We start from the raw sequence: 17,763 nt of genomic DNA on the forward strand, positions 1-17,763 counted from the left end.
AGGCGAGTCAGGGAAGCCGAAGGTTGATGAGCGACACTCCTGCCCCATACGGCAAGCCCCATCGAGGAGAGAAGAACATGGAACAGCAGCAACCCGCGACGCAATTCCCGCGCGACATTTACACAGAGCCGGAACCCGATCCGAACACGCTCGCCAACCTGGGCCCGCTCACCGCGCTGGCCGGCATCTGGACCGGCTCGGCCGGCCACGACGTGAGCCCGAAGGAGGACGGCCCCGAGGCCGAGGCCTACATCGAGCACGCGGAGTTCCAGCCCATCGATGCGCAGACCAACGGCCCGCAGATCTTCTACGGCCTGCGCTACCACCTGCGCATCGTCAAGCCCGACGACGTGGAGACCTTCCATGACCAGGTCGGCTACTGGCTCTGGGAGCCCTCCACCGGCGCGCTGATCCAGACGCTCACCATTCCGCGTGGCCTCACCGCCATGGCCACCGGCCGTGCGAAGGCCGACGACCGCATCTTCAGGCTCGAAGCCGTGCGCGGCAGCGAGAACAACGGCATTGTGGACAACCCCTTTCTGCAGCATGCGTTCAAGACGCTGCGCTACGGCATCGAGGTGACGGTGCACGACGACGGCAGCTGGTCGTACGAGCTCGAAACGGTGCTCGAAGTGCTCGGAAAGCCCGAGCCCTTCAGCCACACCGACCGCAACACCATGCGCAAGATCGGCGAGCCCACGCCGAACCCGACCGCGCTCGCCGCGATGAAGGCGCAGGCGGAGGCCGCGGTGGAGTCGGTGGTGGAAGCCGCAGTGGAGGCGGTGGCGGCGACCGGGAAGGCAACGGACAAGGCGACAGGGACGGGCACCGAGGCTGGCACCGAACCAGCCTGAACCGTTTTCGATTCCTCCTGAGGCGGCGAGCAGCGCTCGCCCGCCTTCAGTCCAGCCGCAGCGACCCGAGCCGCTCCACGATGAGGTCGTGCAGCGTCTGCGCCGCCACCGACAGGCTGCCCTCGCGCCGCTGCACCAGGTAGAGCGTGCGCGTGAGCGAAGGCAGCGGCAGCGGCCGCGTCACCAGCGTTTCGCGCTGGAAGTGGAAGAGCGTGAGCGCGGGCACCACGCTGATGCCCAGGCCGGCTTCGATGAGGCCCATCACAGTGGCGAGGTGTTCCACCTCGAACACCGAGTTCAGCCGCTGCGGATGCAGCGCCGCGTCGAGCGCCTGGCGCACGCTGCTGTTGCGCGTCATCTGGATGAACGGGTGCGGCGCGATCTTCTTCAGCGTCAGGCGCGGTTCGTGCGCGAGCGGGTGGTCGGCGCGGCACACGAGGTGGAAGCGGTCGGTGCACAGCCTGCTCGCGCGCAGGTCGCTGTCGGCCGTGCCGCCCGCGCCCGAGGCGGCGAGCGCGAAGTCGGCCTGGCCGCTGCGCACGAGCGCGATGCAGGCGTCCGACAGCGCATCGTCCAGGTCGACGCGGATGCCGGGCCACGCCTGCATGAACTCGGCGAACACCGAAGGCAGCCAGCCGGCCGCGAGCGAGGGCAGGGCGGCCACGCGCACACGGCCCTTGCGGCGCTCCACGTGATCGGCAAGGTCGTCCATGGCGCTGCCCATGTCGTCGAGCAGCCGGCGAGCCGAGCTTTCGAACAGCCGGCCTTCGGGCGTGAGCTGCACGCTGCGCGTGTCGCGATCGAACAGGCGCGTGCCGACGGCGTCTTCGAGCGTGCGGATCAACGCGCTGAAGGCGGGCTGCGAGAGATGGCTGCCCTGCGCCGCGCGCGTGAAGTTGCGGTGCTCGGCCAGCGCGAGAAAGGCGCGCAACTGGCGCGTGGAGAGGTCGGGCGTCTTTCGCATGTCTGTCCTGTCTCTGGTGCCGGTAGCTGGCTTCTTATTTGAAAAGCAGATCAATCGATCCGTATTTTCGATTTTACGGATGAGAACACGCTGCCTACAGTGCACGGCGATGAATCCCATAGACACGCCAACGCTGCTGATCGGCTGCGCCGCAGGCTTCTCGGGCGACCGCACCGACGCCGCCGGACCGGTGGTCGACACGCTGATCGCGCGGCTGGCCGCAGGGCCCGAAGGCCGGCGCGCCTTCCTGATCTTCGAGACGCTGGCCGAACGCACGCTCGCGCTGGCCCAGCTGCGCCGGCGCGACAACCCCGAGGCGGGCTACGAGCCGCTGCTCGACCCCATGCTGCGGCCCGTGCTGGCGCGCTGCCTGGCGCACGGCATCCGCATCGTCAGCAACTTCGGCGCGGCCAATCCACGTGCCGCTGCCCGGCACATCGCACGCATGGCGCGCGAGTTGGGCGCGAGCGCGCCGCGCATCGCGGTGGTGGAGGGCGACGACCTGTCGGGGCCCGAGCATCGCGCGATGTTCCAGGAAGCTCTGGGCGCACGGATGGAAGGCCTGCGCGTGGTCAGCGCCAATGCGTACATCGGTGCCGAGCCCATCGCCGCTGCGCTCGACGCGGGCGCGCAGATCGTGGTGTGCGGCCGCGTGGCCGATCCGTCGCTCACGGTCGGCCCGGCCATGTCGCACTTCGGCTGGCGCGCCGACGACTGGAACAGGCTCGCCCGCGCGACCATGGCGGGCCATCTGCTCGAATGCGGCGCGCAGGTGTGCGGCGGCTACTTCGCCGATCCGGGCTACAAGGACGTGCCCGGCCTGGAGTCCGTCGGCTTCCCCATCGCCGAGATCGACGCCGAAGGCCGCTGCACCATCGGCAAGGCCGACGGCACCGGCGGCCTCGTGAGCGAGGCGACGGTGAAGGAGCAACTGCTCTACGAGGTGCACGACCCGGCCGCCTACCTGACGCCCGACGTGGTCGCTGACATCTCCGAGGCCGAGGTGCACGCGCTCGACGGCGCCGACCGGGTGGCGCTCTCGGGCGTGCGCGGCCATGCGCGGCCTGAGCGCTACAAGGTCAACGTGTGCCATGAAGGCGGCTGGCTGGCCGAGGGCGAGATCTCCTACGCCGGCCCGCGCGCCGAGGCCCGCGCGCGGCTCGCGGCGGAAGTGCTGAGAAAGCGCCTCGACGGCCTCTCGCTGCGCGTGGACCTCATCGGCGCGCTGAGCATCTTCGGCGACGACGCCGGCCGCGCGCTGGCGGACACGCCCGATGCCGGCCTGCGCGACGTGCGCCTGCGCGTCGCGGCCTCGCACACCGAGCGCGCGCAGGCCGAGCGGCTGGCGCGCGAGGTGATGGCGCTCTACACCTGCGGCCCGGCGGGCGGCGGCGGCGTGCGCACCGCGCTCACGCCGCGGCTCAATACGCTGTCGTGCCTGCTGCCGCGCGAGGCGATACCGGTGCGCTTCGAGCTGCTCTCGCAGGAGGAACTGGCATGAAGAACGCGGCAGACACCATCGAAGTGCCGCTGTACCGCGCCGCCCACGGCCGCACTGGCGACAAGGGCGACCGCTCCAACATCAGCGTCATCGCCTGGCATGCGCAGCTGTATCCCATGCTGGTCGAGCAACTCACGCCCGAGCGCGTGGCGGCGCAGTTCCACCACCGCTCGCCCTCGCAGGTGCAGCGCTTCCTGCTGCCGAAGCTCGGTGCGATGAATTTCGTGCTCGACGCGGTGCTCGACGGCGGCGTCAACGACGCGTTGAACCTCGATGCGCACGGCAAGGCGCTTTCCTTCCTGCTGCTCGACATGCCGGTGCGCGTGCCGCGCGAATTCGAGCCGCTGCTGGCGGGGCCGTAGCAAAGACCTTCCCCTTTCTTTTTTCATCTGACCCATACGGAGACAAAACAATGAAGCTGTTCCCCCTCGCCGCGCTGACGGCCGCCATGGTGGTGGCATCGCTGCCTGGCCACGCACAGACTTTCCCGGAGAAGCCCATCACCTTCGTCGTGCCCTTCGCCGCGGGCACCGCCACCGACCAGATCGCGCGGGCGCTCGGCACCCAGATCACCGCCGAGACGAAGCAGGCCGTGGTCATCGACAACAAGGCGGGCGCCAGCGGCTTCATCGCCTCGCAGAGCGTGGCGAAGGCGCCGGCCGACGGCTACACGGTGCTCATCACCACCAACACCACGCACGCCGCCAACGAGCACCTGTTCAAGAAGCTGCCCTACGACCCGGTGAAGGATTTCGCGCCCGTCGCCGCGCTCGGCAAGGGCGGCCAGATCATGGTGGTGAACCCCAGCTTCCCCGCGAAGAGCGTGGCCGAGTTCATCGCGCTCGCCAAGAAGGAGCCGGGCAAGTACAGCTTCGGCAGCGGCAGTTCATCGAGCCGCATGGCGGGCGAGCTGCTGCAGCAGATGGCCGACATCAGGCTGCTGCATGTGCCTTACAAGAGCAACACGCTCGCCGTGACCGACCTGCTGGGCGGGCAGATCAACATGATGATCACCGACACCGCCACCGGCCTGCCGCAGGTCAAGGCCGGCAAGCTGCGCGCGCTGGGCTTCTCCAGCTCCACGCGCTCGGCGCTCGCGCCCGACGTGCCCACCATCGCCGAGGCGGGAGTGAAGGGCTACGAGATGGGCTACTGGTTCGCCGCCTACGCGCCCGCGAAGACGCCGCCGGCCGTGGTCAAGCGGCTCAACGAGCTGCTGGTGAAGGCCGCGAAGAGCGAAGCCGCGAAGACCGCGTTCTACGAGCCGACCGGCACGGAGGTGTTCACCAGCTCGCCCGAGGAACTGGCGAAGTTCCAGGCCGGCGAGTCGCAGAAATGGGGCCGCATCGTGAAGGCGGCCGGCATCGAGGCCGAGTGATCTGACGGCCCACGCGCCGTAGCGGGGATCGGCGCCGCACGCAGACAAAGACCCACAACGAAGGAGACAAACCATGAAACGCTGGAGCCTCAGGGCTGCCACGGTGGCTTCGGCCGCCCTTTTTCTTCTGAGCGCCTGCGGCGGAAGCGGCGGAGGAGGGGGCGGCCTGCTGCTGCCGCCGTCCACCGGCACGCCGCCTGCCACCACGCCGCCCGCAGCCGCCACGGCGCCGAAATACAAGCTCGCCATCACCGCGACGGAAGACGTGGCGGGCACCTTCGGCAGCGTCGGTGCCTACGAGAAGATCACCGGTACCTTCACCGGCGAGGTCGACCCGAAGGACGCGCGCAACGCGATCATCCAGGATCTGCAGCTCGCGCCGCTCAACGCCAACGGCAAGGTCGAGTACACCTCCGACTTCGTGCTCTTCAAGCCCAAGGACATGAGCAAGGCCAGCGGCGTGCTGCGCTACGACGCGCCGAATCGCGGCAACATCGTGAACCTCGATCCGTACTTCGCCTCGCGCGGCTACGTGTTCCTCACGGCCGCATGGCAGGGCGACGTGCCGGCGGCGGCCGGCAAGCTCACGCTGAAGGTGCCCGTCGCGAAGAATGCCGACGGCAGCAGCATCACCGGCACCTATCGCGCCGAACTGCTGCCCACCGCGGCCACCAACGATTCGCTGCCGCTGCCCGGCGGTCCGTTCAACGCGGCGATGCAGGCCTACCCGACCGCCAGCCTGGACAACACGAAGCCCGGCTACGTGCTCACGCGCCGCATCAACGAAGGCGATGCGCGCCAGCTCATTCCCGTGAGCGACTGGAAGTTCGCCAAGTGCAGCGCCGCCACGCCATTCCCGGGCACGCCCGACGAGACGAACGTGTGCCTGAAGGACAAGTGGGACCCGGCCTACCTGTACGAGCTGGTCTACGTCGCGAAGGACCCGAAGGTCATGGGCCTGGGCCTCGCGGCGCTGCGCGACATGATCAGCTTCTTCCACCGCGACGCGAGCGACTCGTCCGGCACGGCGAACCCGGTGGCCGCGGCGATCAAGAACACGATTGCCTCCGGCGTCTCGCAGTGCGGCAACTTCATGAAGACCTTCGTGCACCTGGGCTTCAACGAGGACCGCGCGGGCCAGAAGGTGTTCGACGGCGTGTTCGCGCAGATCGCGGCGCGGCAGACCAACATCAACATGCGCTTCTCGATCCCGGGCGGCGGCGGCGGCGTGCGTGCCGACCACACGGCCTTCGGGCAGGCCGGCACGCGCGGGCTCTCGAAGGACTACGTGGACGACGTGGCCCAGCGCCGTGGCGGCATCCTGTCGCGCTGCGAGGCCAGCGGCACCTGCCCGAAGCTCTTCATCGGCTTCAGCGGCACCGAGTTCTACGTGCTGCAGGGCTCGCCGCTGCTGACCGACGCCTGGGGCACCACCGACCTCGTGCAGCCCGCGAACGCCCGCGTCTACTACTACGCGAGCACGCACCATCTGCTGGGCCTGGCCTCGCTGCCGGGCCCGAGCGCCGGCGCGCTCTACGCGACCAACGGCAATGCCGGCGTGATCCCGGTGGTGCGCGCGCTTTACCAGAACCTGGAAGACTGGGTCGTCAAGGGCACGACGCCGCCCGACAGCCAGGTCCCGAAGATCGCCGAAGCCACACTCGTGCGGCCGCAGCAGGTCAAGTTCCCGGCCATTCCTGGCGTGAGCTACACGGGCCTGGTCAACAACTACTCGCTGCTCGACTGGGGCCCCAGCTACCGCCCGCAGGACGAGAGCGGCATCGCAACCCAGGTGCCGCCGGCCTACCTGGGCCGCGACTACGCGATCCTGGTGCCGCAGGTGGACGCCGACGGCAACGACCTCGCCGGCATCCGCAGCCTCGACGTGGCCGTGCCGCTGGGCACGAACACCGGCTGGAACTACACGAGCGTGCCGGGCCGCATCGACCAGGCGGGCCTGTTCGGCTCGTACTTCCCGTTCGCGAAGACGGCCGCCCTGCGCGGCGCCGATCCGCGCCCCTCGCTGCAGGAGCGCTACACCGACCAGGCCGGCTACGTGGCCGCAGTGACGGCGGCCGCCAACGACCTGGTGGCGAAGCGCTTCATGCTGCGCGTGGATGCCGATGCGGCCATCGCGAACGCGGTGGCGAATCCGGTGCTGCCCTGAGGCTGGCTCAGCCGGCGGTGTGCGCCGCGAAGCCCGTCTTGCCCGGCGCGATGTGCTCGCGCAGGGTGAGCGCGGGGATCTCGTAGTCGCCGGCATTCTGGCGACGGAACGGAATCGGCTCGGCGGTGAAGAGCGTGTCGAGCCGCTCGCCCAGTTCCTGCGTGATGCGCGCATACGCGGCCTCGTCGACCTTGTGGGTACGGTGCACCACGTAGGGCGGCAGCACGTCGAAGCCGGGGTAGTAGAGGATGCCGTGGTGGATCGGGAAGAGCAGGTCGTCCATCGGCCCGTTGATGCCGCGCGGCGCGTAGTGGGAGGCCCAGCCGCCGGTGGTCACGACCAGCATGGCGCGCTTGCCGGCCATGACGCCTTCGCCGAAGCGGTCGCCCCAGTGGGTGTCGGAGTGCTCGCCGACGCCGTATGCGAAGCCGTAGGCGTAGATGCGCTCGATCCAGCCCTTGAGGATGGCGGGCATCGAGTACCACCAGAGCGGGAACTGCAGCACCACCGCGTCGGCCCAGAGCAGCTTTTCCTGCTCGGCGGCGATGTCGGCGGTCTGCGTGCCGGCCTGGAAGGCCTGCTGCGAATCGAGGGCGGGGTCGAAGCGCGTGGCGGTGTCGCGCGCGGGAAAGTCGTCGGCGTCGAGCGCGGGTTTCCAGCGCATGGCATAGAGGTCGGACACGCGCACCGTGTGGCCGGCGGCCGTGAGGCGGTCGACCATGAAGCGGTGCAATGCGCCGTTGAGCGAAGCTGTTTCGGGATGGGCGAGTACGAGCAGGACGTTCATGATTTCTGGAAGGTTCGAGTGGAGATGCCCTCAGGTTAGGTGCCGTGGCGATATATTGGAAATGAATAGTCTGAATTCCAGGAATTGCCATGAACAATTTCAGCCGCCTCGACCTGAACCTGCTGGTCACGCTCGACACCCTGCTGGCCGAACGCAACGTCACCCGCGCGGCCGAGCGGCTGAACCTGTCGCAGCCCTCGGTGAGCGTGCAGCTCGCCAAGCTGCGGGAGGTGTTCGGCGATCCGCTGCTGCTGCCCGCGCAGCGCGGCATGCGGCCCACCGCGCGGGCCGACGAACTGCGCGAGCCGCTGCGCGAAGCGCTGGAGGCGCTGGGCCGCGCGGTGGCGCCGACCCGGCCCTTCGAGCCGGCCGGGGCCAGCACCACCTGGCGCGTCGCCGCGGCCGACTATGCCGAGTCGGCCATCCTGCTGCCGTCGCTGGCCGGGCTGCGCGCCGCGGCGCCGAACACGCGGCTGGCGGTGGTGGAGGCCGTGCCTTCGCGCATGGCGCGCCAGCTGGAGAGCGGCGAGATCGACCTGTTCTTCCACACCAGCGTGGGCGCGCCGCCGGGCCTGCACGCGCGGGTGCTCTTCAACGAGCGCTATGTGCTCGTCGGCCGAGCCGGCCATCCGCGTCTGAAGCGCCGGCCGACGCTGGCGCAGTTCTGCGCGCTGGAGCACGTGGTGGTGTCGCTGGCCGGCGGAGGCTTCGCGGGGCCCACCGACGAGGCGCTGGCCGAGAGGGGCCTGGCGCGCCGCGTGGTGCTGTCGGTGCCGCACTTTCTCTTCATGATGTCGGCGGTGGCCGGCACCGACATGGTCGCGATGCTGCCCGAGCGGCTGGCGCGCAGCGCACCCGGGCTGAGCGTGGTGCAGGCGCCGCTGGAGGTGCCGGGCTACGAAATGGCGATGCTCTGGCACGAGCGCCGGCATCGCGATCCTGCGCACCGGTGGCTGCGCGAGCAGATCGCGTCGAGTCTCTGAGCCGTCAGGCCACGCCCAGGACCCTGCCGGCCCCGGCCGTGCGCTCCAGCGGGAGCCAGAGCACGAAGCGAGTTCCTGCGGCGCCGGCCTCCCAGCTCACGGTGCCCCCGATTTCCTGCGCGCGACGCTGCTGGTTGCGCAGGCCGCGGCCGCCGCGGCGCAGGGCTTCGCTCACGTCGAAGCCGCCGCCGTTATCCTCGACGATCACGCACACGCCTTCGTCCACCACGGTGGTGCTCACGCAGATGGTGGTCGCGCGCGTGTGGCGCAGCACGTTGGCCACGCACTCCTGCACGATGCGCAGGATGTGCAGCGCGCCGTCCGGGTCCAGCCAGTCGAGGGCGGGCACGGGCTGCACTTCCCACTGGAGCGTGATGCCGGCGCTCTCGATGCGCGGCGCGAGGCGGAAACGCATGGTCGCCAGCAGCAGCAGCAGGTCGGCGTCGACGCTTTCCATGGAGTCGATCACCAGCCGCAGGTCTTCCATGCAGCCCTTGAGCACGTGGGAGATCTCGGCCTCCGTCATGGCGCCGCGCTCCACCGAGCGGATCGCGCTGATCAGCGATGAGCCCAGCCCGTCGTGCATGTCCTGCATCAGGCGGCGGCGCTCGGCGCTGAGCATGTGCTGGTTCTCGCTCGCGCGAAGGCGCTGGTAGCTCTGCTCCAGCTCGGCCTCGCGCTCCTTCAGCCGCAGCGCCAGCCCCCGGTTGAGCCGGCCCACCTCGGCGAAGGCGCCGGTGTAGCGCTGGAACATGATGTACGAGAAGACGAAGAACAGGCTGATGATGGCGTAGGGCGACATGTACACGCTCTCCGGGCTCACCAGGTTGTTCTGCAGCAGTCCGTCGTAGGAAGTGAGCGCGAGCGCGAACACCGTCCAGACCGCCACCAGCCGCCCCTCGGTCTGCTGGGTGACCAGCGACTTGCGCAGGTTGACGGTGAAGATCAGCACCGCCACGGGCAGTACCGCCAGGTTGAGCAGCGGCGTGAACAGGTACAGGCTGACGATCTTCGACGACAGGTGCGGCACCGTGGAGACGCTGCAGGCCACGGCCAGCGTGACCGCGATGCGGGTGAGCCACACCGAGGGCTGCTGGTGCAGGCGCTGCAGGAAGAGGTGGATGAGGATCACCAGCCAGAGCAGGCTGGAGACGGTCATCCATTCGAACCATTCGTCCGAGATCGGTATGTAGCTGCCGCCCGCGTAGTAGTGCAGCGTCCTGAAGAAGGCGAGCGCCGAGATGGCGAAGAACAGCAGGTAGAGCAGCTCGCGCCGACGGCCCACCCAGACCGCGAAAGCGAAGGCGCCGACCGCGAGGAAGGCGGCGCTGCCCATGAAAGGCAACTGCACCTGCAGCAACTGGCGGATCTGGTAGCGCCAGCTCAACGACTCTTCGCTGCCCACCCAGACGGTGGAGAAGCCGCTGCCGCTGTTGCGCAAGCGGTCGATGCGGATCAGCACGGTCTTCGGCGGCGGCGTGTCGGCGGTCGGGTTCAGCGGCAGCAGCAGCGGATGGTTGTAGCCGTTGTGGATGGGGCTGCCATGCGACTGGTAGAGCAGGGCGCCGTCGCCGTACACCGCGATGTGGCCCAGTGTCTTCCAGCGCGGGAGATAGAGCAGCTGAGGCTCGCGCACCGAAGCCCTGACGGACAGGTCGATGCGGTACCAGTCGGTCACGGTGCGTGCGCCGCTGCCTTCGTCGGGCACCAGCTCGCGTCCCACCGTGTGCGGGAGGCTGACCTTCCTCCAGCCTTTTTCGGGCAGTGCCGCCTCCTGCGCGTTGCGTGGAGGCGCGGTGTAGCCGCTGCCCGGCACGGAAAGCAGCTCGGCCCGGGTGATGTGGACGGCTTCGTCGGCTTCGAGTGACTGCTGCGCAACCGGCTCGGCGGCATTCGCGCAAGGCAGGAGTACCGGCGCGGCGGCCAGCAAAAGCTTTGCGATCCACCTGCCGATTCGCCAACAGCTCTTGCTGCCCCACCTCATAGATCGCTTTGCCTTGGAAGTCGCTTCTTTGTGGTTTGCAGCGGCCTGAAGCCGTTGCGGTTCGGCTCCATGCCATGGAGCCCGGGTCTCGCCCTCGCGAGCCGCGCGCAATTATGTTCTTGGGCAAATACGCGTGCGATTACGCCTGCTAACACGCCGGCGACCCCGGGCGAAGTGCGCGCGGGGAGCGGAAGAAGGCCGGCGCGGCATAGGCCGTCCGTCGAATGCACAGCGGCGGCGGCAGTCCCTAGCATGGGCATGCCGCGCTACCTTCTCCTTCCTGCTTTCATTTCTCTTCCAGGCCCGCCGATGAAACAGTCTGCCCTCATGGTCTTGCTTGCCCGCCTGGCGGCCGGTGCGCTGTTCTCGGCGGCCGCCGGCTCCTTCGCCGCCGAGCCGGCCAAGGACAACCCCCTCGTCGGCCGCTACGAAGGCTCGGTGCTCGACGGGTACAAGGCCGCCGCCTACGACGAGGTCGGCCTGATCAAGGAGCCGTTCCAGAACTGGGGCGGCGGCAAGCCCGACCTGCTCAAGGTGGAGGGCAAGGTCACGCTCTATCTATACAGGCTGCCCAAGGAGCGCTCGCTGCTGGAAGTGCAGCGCAACTACGAGTCCAGCCTCAAGGCCAAGGGCTTCGAGATCGTGTTCAGCTGCGGCACCGCCAACGGCTCGTGCTACAAGCCGCGCGACGGCAGCGTGGACACCACCACGCCCTACGACTTCGCGCTGGCCTTCGACCAGCCCGAATGGCCGCGCCTGGGCAGCCGGGGCGACTATGCGCGCAACTATTTCGCAGTGAGCGGGCGCTATCTGCTCGCGCGGAAGACCGGCCCCTCGGGCACCGTCTACGCCAGCATCGCGCTGGCCGAGCACAACGCCGAGGTCGGCAACCATGCCTTCGTGCGCGTGGTGGAGAGCAAGGCGATGGAGGAGAACAAGATCGTGTTCCTCGACGCCACGGCCATGCAGAAGAGCCTGGCGGAGACGGGGCGTGTCAATCTCTACGGCATCCTGTTCGACCTCGACAAGGACGTGATCCGCCCCGAGTCGCAGCCCACCCTCGACGAGATGACCAAGCTGATGCGCAACAACCCGCCGCTGAAGCTCTCGGTGGTCGGCCACACCGACGCGCAGGGCGAGGCGAAGCACAACGACGATCTTTCGAAGCGCCGCGCGCTGGCGGTGATCTCTGTATTGGTGAAGGCCGGCGTCGATCCGCGCCGCTTCACCACCCGCGGCGCGGGCGCCTCGGAGCCGGTGGCGCCCAACGACAGCGAGGCGGGGCGGGCGAAGAACCGCCGGGTGGAGCTGATCCGGCTCTGAGCCCGGCCGGGCGGGGCGCCTCAGATGATGGGCACGCTCGCTTCCTTCAGCACCCGCAGCACGAAGTGCGACTTGCTGTGGCGGATGCCCGGGATCTTGTAGAGCTTCTCTCGCAGCAGCCGCTCGTAGTCGCGCGTGTCGCGCACGGCGATGCGGATGTAGTAGTCGTAGTCGCCCGAGACCAGGTAGGCCTCCTGGATCTCCGGAATGGTCGCGAGCGTGCGGCCGAAGTCGTAGAGCGTCTCGTCGGTGTGGCTCTCGAGCGTGACCTGCACGATCACCGAGTCGTGATAGCCCAGCTTGGCCGGGTCGACGTCCACCGTGTAGCGCTTGATGACGCCCGTGGCCTCCAGTTTCTTGATGCGCGTCCAGCAACTGGTGGGCGAGAGGCCGACCTCGTTGCCGATCTCCTGCAGGGTCTTGCGCGAGTCGAGCAGGAGCACCCGCAGGATCGCCAGGTCGGTCTTGTCGAAAGATCCTTCGCTGTCGCTCGGTGTTTGCCGATTGGTTTTCATGAATCGAGCTTAAAGGGCCAAAAGAAAGATGCATATTCTGCGCCCGAAACGGAAGAATTGACGGCATGCGACTGCTCGACCTACCCCCCACGTCCTCCCCGTCCCTTCACCCCGACACGACGCCGGTTCGCATCCGCAACGGCGCCGAAGCCCTGCTCGACACCCTGGTCGAGTGCGGCGTGGACACCATCTTCGGGTACCCCGGCGGCGCGGCGCTGCCGCTGTACGACGCGCTGCACGGCGAACCCCGGCTGCGCCACGTGCTGGTGCGCCACGAGCAGGCGGCCGTGCACGCGGCCGAGGGCTATGCGCGCAGCACCGGCCGCGTGGGCGTGGTGCTGGTCACCTCGGGGCCGGGCGTGGGCAACACCATCACCGGGCTGCTGGACGCGATGAGCGATTCGGTGCCGGTGCTGTGCATCAGCGGGCAGGTCGCCACCGCCGTCATCGGTACGCAGGCGTTCCAGGAAAGCGACGCGCTGGGCATGTCGCGCCCGGTGACGAAGTGGAACCGCCAGGTCCGTGCCGCCGACGACGTGCCCGCGCTCGTGCGCCGCGCGCTGGAGATCGCTTCCACCGGCCGCCCCGGACCCGTGCTGCTGGACGTGCCGAAGGACATCCAGCTCCAACGCCTGGGCCGTGCCCCCGAGCCCGCCCCGCTGCGCGCCCTGCGCACCAGCCGTACCGCCTTGCCGCCGAAGGCCATGGTGCAGCGCGCGGCCGACCTGCTTTCCACCGCGCGCCGACCCGTCATCTATGGCGGCGGCGGGCTGGTCAACTCGGGGCCGGCGGCCTGCGAGGCCTTCACGAAGCTGGTGAACCTGATGCATGCGCCGTGCACGCTCACGCTGATGGGGCTGGGCGCCTTTCCGGCGTCCGATCCGAAGTTCATCGGCATGCTGGGCATGCACGGCATGCTCGAAGCCAACCTCGCGATGCACGAGGCCGACCTGGTGGTGTGCGTCGGCGCGCGCTTCGACGACCGCGTGACCGGCAAGCTCGACGAGTTCTGCCCGCACGCCCGCAAGATCCACATCGACATCGACCCCGGCAGCATCAACAAGGTGGTGCGCGTGGACGTGCCGATGGTGGGCGATTGCGCCGCGATCCTGGAAAGCCTGCTCGCGCTGCTGCCCGCCGAGGGCTTTGCGCCCGAGCGCCTGGCGCCGTGGTGGGAGCGCATCGAACGCTGGCGCGCCGTCGACTGCCTGGCCTTCGAGCCGAAGGCCGGCTCGATCCTGCCGCAGCAGCTGATGTCTTCGCTGCAGCGCGCCATCGCCGGGCTCGCCGGGCGCGACGCCATCGTGTCGACCGACGTGGGCCAGCACCAGATGTGGGCCGCGCAATACCTGCGCTTCGACAGCCCGCGCCGCTGGCTCACCTCGGGCGGTGCCGGCACCATGGGCTACGGGCTGCCCGCCGCCATCGGCGCGCAGATCGGCCACCCCGGCGCCCTGACCGTGTGCGTGAGCGGCGACGCCTCGGTGCTGATGAATATCCAGGAGCTTTCGACAGCGGTGCAGCACCGCGTGCCGGTGAAGCTGGTGCTGAGCAACAACGGCTACATGGGCATGGTGCGCCAGTGGCAGGAGCTGAACCACGGCAACCGCCTGAGCCACAGCTGGAACGAGGCGCTGCCCGACTTCGTGGCGCTGGCCAAGGCCTTCGGCTGGGGTGCGCGGCGGGTGAGCGACCCGGCGGAGCTGGAGGATGCTTTGGCCGAGTGCCTTGCCAGCGAGGGCCCGTTCTTCCTCGACGTGCAGGTCGAAGCGCAGGAAAACTGCTTTCCGATGATGCCCTCGGGGCATGGGCACCACCGGGTGATGCTGGCGAAGGACCGGTGGTACGAGGAGGTCTGAAAGTCTTGTCCCCTCTCCCTCTGGGAGAGGGCCAGGGTGAGGGCGCTGTGCCATCGATGAGGCGCGGCCTTGGCGTTGAGGCCGATGCCCTCACCCCAACCCTCTCCCCGAGCGGAGAGGGAGCAGTGCGCGTCAGACGCTCTGCAGCCGCACGTCGTTCGCCGGAATGGCGCTGAGCTCGGCCCAGTCCATCTCCTCCTCCAGTTGGTGGTAGGTGTCGTCCTCGATCTCGCCGGCGCGGCGCAGCGAGTCGAGCGCCTCCCGCTGCGCGCGGATGGCCACGGCGCGCAGCCGGTCGTGCGCGGTCTTGGCCTGCGGCTGGCGCTGGTCCTGCGCGAGGACGCGCGCGGCGCGGTATTCGTCGCGCACCGCATCGGCTTCGCGGCCGTCCTCGGCTTCGATGGCGGCGAGCGCCGCGTCCATCATCGCGGTGCGGGCGAGCGAGAGTTCCCTGTCCAGCGAGTCGTCGGGCTCGATCTTCAGCGCGCGGATCAGCGGCCCGATGGTGAAGCCCTGGATCACCAGCGTGCCCAGCACCACCGCGAACGCGCTGAGCACGATGAGATCGCGCCCCGGAAAGTTCGCTGGCAGCGCGAAGGCGGTGGCCAGCGTGACCAGCCCGCGCATGCCCGACCAGCCGACCAGCAGGCTGATGCGCTTGGAGGGCAGCGCAACCTTGCGTCCGCGCGCGATCAGCCGCAGCTTGTACCGGCGCATCGCCGCGCCATAGATCAGCACCCACGCCACCCGCACCGCGATGACCAGCACCAGCACGAGGCCTGCGAACTCCAGCGCATGCGCCAGCTGCGGCCCCGACAGGCGCGTGATGATGCCGCGCGCCTGCAGCCCCATGAGAAAGAAGGCCAGCACGTTGAGCGTGAACACCACCGCGCCCCACACCGCGTAGGAATGCACGCGGTCGCGGGGCGCATGGCGCTTCGGCGCGAACTGGCCCAGCGTCATGCCGAAGGCCACCACCGAGATGATGGGCGACAGGTGCAGCCGCTCGGCCACGATCCACGCGCCAAAAGTCATCACGAACTGGAAGATGATGGCCGAGCGCGTGCCCGCGAAGAGTGGCGCGCCGAAGTGCAGATTGAGCTTGGCGAAGGCGAAGCCCACCAGCGCGCCGCCCGGCACCGCCACCAGCAGCATCGGCAGCGAGCTCGTCATCGGCACGTGAGCGGCGCCGGCCGCCGACACCGCCACGCCGAACACCAGCAGCGCCACCGCGTCGTTGAGCAGGCTCTCGCCGTTGATGAGCGACAGCGTGCGCCGCGGAATGCGGAACTGCTGCATCACCGCCGCCGCGGCCACCGCGTCGGGCGGCGCGACGATGGCGCCGAGCGTGATCGCCGCGGCCAGCGGCAGCCCCGCGAAAGCCCAGCCGGCCCACGCGACCACTGCGGTGGTCAGCAGCACCGCCACCAGCACCAGCGAGACCAGCGACATCCAGTTGCGCCGCAGCTCGCGCGGCGAGGTGTCGAAGGCCGAGTCGAGCAGGGCGGGCGCGATGAAGAGCGCGAGCGCCAGGTGCGGATCCAGGCTCACGTGCGGCACCCAGGGCATCGCGCCCAGGCATACGCCGGCCAGCGCCAGCATCGACGGGTAGGGCAGCGCGAGGCGCCGCGAGAGCTGCAGCAGCAGGCAGGCGGCGATCAGCATGACGAGCACGTTCTCGAAGACGTCCATCGGGGCCTCGGTCTTGGTGTTGTTTGCCCCGAATACTAAGAGGTCGGGTTGTCGCGCCCGGCAAAAGAAGAAGGGGCCCGTGCGGGCCCCTTCCTCGTCAACGCATCAGCGCATCAGGACTTGACGAACGCCAGCAGGTCGGCGTTGAACTTGTCCTTGTGCGTGTCGGTCAGGCCGTGCGGCGCGCCGGGGTAGACGATCAGCTTGTTGTTCTTCACCAGCTTGGCCGAGGCCAGGCCGGCGGCGCCGATCGGCACGATCTGGTCGTCGTCGCCGTGCACGATGAGCGTGGGCACGTCGAACTTCTTCAGGTCTTCGGTGAAGTCGGTTTCCGAGAAGGCCTTGATCGAGTCGTAGGTGTTCTTGTGGCCGCCCATCATGCCCTGCGCCCACCACGAGTCGATGAGGCCCTGCGACACCTTCGCGCCGGGGCGGTTGAAGCCGAAGAAGGGGCCCGAGGGCACGTCCTTGTAGAACTGCGAGCGGTTCGCCAGCTGCGCGGCGCGCAGGCCGTCGAACACTTCGATCGGCAGGCCGCCGGGGTTGGCGGCGGTCTTCAGCATCTGCGGCGGCACGGCGGAGATCAGGGCCGCCTTGGCCACGCGCTTCGTGCCGTGGCGGCCGATGTAGCGCGCCACCTCGCCGCCGCCGGTCGAGAAGCCGACCAGGATCGCGTTCTTCAGGTCCAGCGTCTCGATGACGGTGGCGAGGTCGTCGGCGTAGGTGTCCATGTCGTTGCCGTTCCACGGCTGGCTGGAGCGGCCGTGGCCGCGGCGGTCGTGCGCCACGGTGCGGAAGCCCTGCGATGCGAGGAAGAGCATCTGCGATTCCCAGCTGTCGGAGTTCAGCGGCCAGCCGTGGCTGAACACGACGGGCTGGCCGGTGCTGGGGCCCCAGTCCTTGTAATAGAGCTCGGTGCCGTCCTTGGTGACGATGATGTTCTTGCTCATGGTTTGCTTTCCTTTCGAAGAGGCGTTGGCCGCGCCCGATGCGGGCGCGGCGGCGGATGCGGCGGATGCCGCGCTGGAGAAGCCGGTGCCCACGAGGGCGCCGGCTGCGACGCAGGCTCCGCCCAGCAGCAGGCTGCGGCGGGTGGGAGCGGTGGAGTCGATGGTCCGGGTGCGTTGTTCGGTCATGGTGCTTTCCTTTTGCTGGCAGGTCGAGTGGTGAAGTGGTGCGATGCGGTAAATGTCGTATGAATTAATATCGCATGCGATGTATTTGTCTTGAAAAAGCAGGAACGGCGAAGCTGCTGTGCATCACGCGTTCCTGTCGAGGCTTGTGCGCAGGCCCAGCAACCGGGTGCGCAGTTCGCCGATCTGTTCGGGGGAGAGCTCCATGGCCTGCGCCACGCAGCCCGGCAGCCCCTGTGCCCTGGCGCGCAATGCGCGCCCATCGGCCGTGAGCGACACGATGACCTGCCGCTCGTCCTTGGGCGAACGCACGCGCTGGATGAGTCCACGCGCTTCGAGCCGCTTGAGGAGGGGGGTGAGGGTGGTGGTTTCGAGCGCCAGGCGCGTGCAGATCTCGGAGACGTTGATCTCGTCCTTCTCCCACAGCACCAGCATGACGAGGTACTGCAGGTAAGTGAGATCGAGATCACGCAGCAGGCCGCGGTACACCTTGTTGAGGCTCAGCATCGTCGAGTAGACGGCGAAGCAGAGCTGCTCGTCCAGCGCCAGCGCATTGCTCGCCGGGGCGTCGGTGGATGGGGCGGTGATGCGCTTGGCAGGCATGGCGCGAATATTAGATCGCA

General features: G+C 68.8%; 15 protein-coding genes. 8 read left to right on the forward strand and 7 right to left on the reverse strand.

Features of this window, described 5'->3' with window-relative positions:
* Window positions 1-77: 77 nt before the first annotated feature.
* Entirely contained in the window at window positions 78-854 is a 777-nt protein-coding gene (locus EJP67_RS01395) for an FABP family protein (RefSeq protein WP_126018641.1), read from the forward strand.
* Between the two features lie 46 nt (window positions 855-900).
* Here the strand turns inward: EJP67_RS01395 and EJP67_RS01400 are convergent, their stop codons facing one another.
* The gene (locus tag EJP67_RS01400) at window positions 901-1,818 is read right to left on the reverse strand and encodes a LysR family transcriptional regulator (protein WP_126018643.1); all 918 of its coding nucleotides are present in this window, start codon (window positions 1,816-1,818) and stop codon (window positions 901-903) included.
* Between the two features lie 109 nt (window positions 1,819-1,927).
* Between EJP67_RS01400 and EJP67_RS01405 the strand changes: the two genes are divergently transcribed.
* The 4 genes from EJP67_RS01405 to EJP67_RS01420 all read left to right on the forward strand — a co-directional run bounded on the left by EJP67_RS01405 (window position 1,928) and on the right by EJP67_RS01420 (window position 6,864).
* A complete protein-coding gene (locus tag EJP67_RS01405; RefSeq protein ID WP_126018646.1) occupies window positions 1,928-3,319 on the forward strand; it encodes an acyclic terpene utilization AtuA family protein in 1,392 nt (463 codons plus the stop codon).
* Window positions 3,316-3,681 (forward strand): AtuA-related protein, encoded by a 366-nt coding sequence (locus tag EJP67_RS01410; RefSeq protein ID WP_165909529.1) that lies wholly within the window; start codon window positions 3,316-3,318, stop codon window positions 3,679-3,681. The genes EJP67_RS01405 and EJP67_RS01410 overlap by 4 nt, the downstream gene beginning before the upstream one ends.
* A 50-nt stretch (window positions 3,682-3,731) precedes the next feature.
* Window positions 3,732-4,697 (forward strand): Bug family tripartite tricarboxylate transporter substrate binding protein, encoded by a 966-nt coding sequence (locus tag EJP67_RS01415; protein WP_126018648.1) that lies wholly within the window; start codon window positions 3,732-3,734, stop codon window positions 4,695-4,697.
* 73 nt (window positions 4,698-4,770) lie between these two features.
* Entirely contained in the window at window positions 4,771-6,864 is a 2,094-nt protein-coding gene (locus tag EJP67_RS01420) for an alpha/beta hydrolase domain-containing protein (RefSeq protein ID WP_126018650.1), read from the forward strand.
* 7 nt (window positions 6,865-6,871) lie between these two features.
* On the opposite strand, the gene EJP67_RS01425 is transcribed toward EJP67_RS01420, so the two are convergent.
* Window positions 6,872-7,651: an NAD(P)H-dependent oxidoreductase gene (locus EJP67_RS01425; RefSeq protein ID WP_126018652.1), complete on the reverse strand. Its 780-nt coding sequence runs from the start codon at window positions 7,649-7,651 to the stop codon at window positions 6,872-6,874.
* Window positions 7,652-7,740: 89 nt separating this feature from the next.
* On the opposite strand from EJP67_RS01425, the gene EJP67_RS01430 reads away from it, so the two are divergent.
* Entirely contained in the window at window positions 7,741-8,634 is an 894-nt protein-coding gene (locus EJP67_RS01430; RefSeq protein WP_126018656.1) for a LysR family transcriptional regulator, read from the forward strand.
* A gap of 4 nt (window positions 8,635-8,638) precedes the next feature.
* Here EJP67_RS01430 and EJP67_RS01435 read toward each other — a convergent pair whose 3' ends face one another.
* The gene (locus EJP67_RS01435) at window positions 8,639-10,564 is read right to left on the reverse strand and encodes a sensor histidine kinase (protein ID WP_240650462.1); all 1,926 of its coding nucleotides are present in this window, start codon (window positions 10,562-10,564) and stop codon (window positions 8,639-8,641) included.
* 363 nt (window positions 10,565-10,927) lie between these two features.
* Here EJP67_RS01435 and EJP67_RS01440 point away from each other — a divergent pair, with 363 nt between their 5' ends.
* Window positions 10,928-11,941 (forward strand): OmpA family protein, encoded by a 1,014-nt coding sequence (locus tag EJP67_RS01440; RefSeq protein ID WP_240650463.1) that lies wholly within the window; start codon window positions 10,928-10,930, stop codon window positions 11,939-11,941.
* Between the two features lie 20 nt (window positions 11,942-11,961).
* Here the strand turns inward: EJP67_RS01440 and EJP67_RS01445 are convergent, their stop codons facing one another.
* Window positions 11,962-12,456: an Lrp/AsnC family transcriptional regulator gene (locus tag EJP67_RS01445; protein WP_184641982.1), complete on the reverse strand. Its 495-nt coding sequence runs from the start codon at window positions 12,454-12,456 to the stop codon at window positions 11,962-11,964.
* 65 nt (window positions 12,457-12,521) lie between these two features.
* On the opposite strand from EJP67_RS01445, the gene ilvB reads away from it, so the two are divergent.
* Entirely contained in the window at window positions 12,522-14,315 is a 1,794-nt protein-coding gene (gene ilvB, locus EJP67_RS01450) for a biosynthetic-type acetolactate synthase large subunit (RefSeq protein ID WP_126018661.1), read from the forward strand.
* Window positions 14,316-14,447: 132 nt separating this feature from the next.
* On the opposite strand, the gene EJP67_RS01455 is transcribed toward ilvB, so the two are convergent.
* The 3 genes from EJP67_RS01455 to EJP67_RS01465 form a co-directional block, all read right to left on the reverse strand.
* The gene (locus EJP67_RS01455; protein WP_126018664.1) at window positions 14,448-16,007 is read right to left on the reverse strand and encodes a cation:proton antiporter; all 1,560 of its coding nucleotides are present in this window, start codon (window positions 16,005-16,007) and stop codon (window positions 14,448-14,450) included.
* Window positions 16,008-16,120: 113 nt separating this feature from the next.
* Entirely contained in the window at window positions 16,121-17,143 is a 1,023-nt protein-coding gene (locus tag EJP67_RS01460) for an alpha/beta fold hydrolase (protein WP_126018667.1), read from the reverse strand.
* A gap of 123 nt (window positions 17,144-17,266) precedes the next feature.
* Entirely contained in the window at window positions 17,267-17,743 is a 477-nt protein-coding gene (locus tag EJP67_RS01465; protein ID WP_126018671.1) for a MarR family winged helix-turn-helix transcriptional regulator, read from the reverse strand.
* Window positions 17,744-17,763 lie beyond the last annotated feature (20 nt).

This window comes from Variovorax guangxiensis (assembly GCF_003952165.1).
Lineage (GTDB): Bacteria > Pseudomonadota > Gammaproteobacteria > Burkholderiales > Burkholderiaceae_C > Variovorax > Variovorax guangxiensis.